Origin of the sequence: Mycobacterium gastri (assembly GCF_002102175.1) — a bacterium.
GTDB lineage: Bacteria > Actinomycetota > Actinomycetes > Mycobacteriales > Mycobacteriaceae > Mycobacterium > Mycobacterium gastri.
On sequence record NZ_LQOX01000013.1, the window covers coordinates 1 to 1,930 of the forward strand.

General features: G+C 66.4%; 1 protein-coding gene. It reads right to left on the reverse strand.

The features are described 5' to 3' along the window. Window positions 1–1,910, reverse strand: a 1,910-nt coding sequence (locus AWC07_RS02260; RefSeq protein WP_085104930.1) for an FHA domain-containing protein, incomplete at its 3' end; no start/stop codon positions are given. Between the last annotated feature and the right edge of the window lie 20 nt (window positions 1,911–1,930).

The window sequence follows — 1,930 nt, forward strand, 5'->3', positions numbered from 1 at the left end:
CCCAGGAATCCGAGGATGAGTCCTTGGATGGTGGTGAGTGCGGTCAGGACGACGAGTTTGGAGGCCAGGTAGGCGCTGGCGGATAGGCCGATGCCGTGTTCGCGGCGGTAGATGGCTTGTTCTTTGACGATTTCGCGGATGGAGGCGGCGCAGCCCATCAGGGCGCCGCCGATGATCAGCAGTACCAGTAGTTGGGAGGGTTGGGTGGAGCGTTCTTCGATGGCTTTGGCCAGTGAGAGTCCGGCGTTGCCGGGTACGGCGTGGGCGAACAGGCTCAGCAGCAGCGGCAGGGCCAGCAGGAACACCGAGTATTGGCGGTCGGCGGCGATGACGGCCAGATAGCGGCGGCACAAGATGGCGAATTGGGCCAGGGCGCTTTGTTGGGCCAGGGCTTTGGTGGTGGGTGCCGGTGCGGGTGGGCCGGGTTGGGGGGCCGGGCCGGCGGTGACGGCGGCGTGCAGCGGCGAGGCCTGAAAGTGGGCGGTCCAGTCGGTGGTGGTGTCGCGTTCGAGCAGGGTGAACAGGTCGGCGAAGTCGCTGCAGTGGAAGTAGCTCAGGGCTTGCTGGGGTGGGCCGAAGTAGGCCAGCCGGCCGCCGGGGGCCAAGATCAGCAGCCGGTCGCACATGTTGAGGTGGGCGATGTTGTGGGTGACCACCACCACCGAGCGGCCGTCGTCGGCCAGCGAGCGCAACGTCTGCATGACCGACTTCTCATAGCCGGGATCTAGCCCGGAGGTGGGTTCGTCTAAAAACAGCAGCGAGGGTTTGGTCAGCAGTTCCAGTGCGACGCTGGTGCGTTTGCGCTGCCCGCCCGACAGACTGTCAATGCGCTGATCGGCCTGGGTGGACAGGCCCAGTTCGGTCAGCACCTCCTGGATGCGCTGGTTGCGTTCGGCGGCCGACACGTCGTGGGGAAACCGTAGCCGCGCAGCGTAATTGAGCGCCCGCCGCACCGTCAGCGGGGTGTGCAAGATGTCGTCTTGGGGCACGAACCCGATCCGGTGGCGCAGTTCAGCGTAGTTGTCGTAGAGGTCGCGGTCGTCGTAGCGCACGCTGCCGCTGGTGGCCGGGCGGAACCCGGTCAGCGCGCCCAGCAGCGTCGATTTACCGGCCCCGCTGGGCCCCACCACCGCCAACAGGCTGCGCTGGGGCAGGGCGAAGCTGACATCGGCCAACAACACCTTGCCTTTTTTGGAGCCTTTTTTGGTGACCACCCGCAGGTTGGCGGCCTCATAGGAAATGTCGCCGGTGTCAACGTATTCCACCAGCCGGTCCCCGGACAGATGCAACAGCTGATGACCGATGCCGACGATGTCGCTGGGCCCCAGCAGCGCCCGGCTGATCCGGGTGCCGTTGACGTAGGTGCCGTTGGCGCTGTTGTTGTCGACCAGCTCCCACTGACTGCCCGAGCGGCGCAGCATGGCATGACGGCGCGAGACCAGCAGATCATTGAGCACCACATCGTTGTCGGGGGCTCGCCCGATCGTCACCACCAACTGATCAATGGCATGCACCGCCGTCGGCGGCCGGGCCACCGTCGTCTGCCCCACCACCGCAACAGGCTGCGGCGCCGCCGCGCCGGGCTGCCCACCCGGCGCCAACTGCACCAGCTGACCCGAGGACGCCGAACCCAACATCACCGACACCGGCCCCACAATGGCCACCCGCTCGACCCGCGCACCCTCGACAAACATCCCATTGCTGCTGTGATTGACCAACACCCAGCCCCCCGGACCCGGCTGCAACACCGCATGATCACGCGACACCCGCGGATTGTCCAACCGCACATCAGCCTCAGCCGACCGACCAATCGTCCACACCCGATTCGGTGTGGCATGCCAGACCCGCCCACCAGCACGCAACTCCAACCGGGGCACATCCCTCACAACCGCCTCGGTCCTACCCTCCATAACCCGCCTCCGGCACCTCC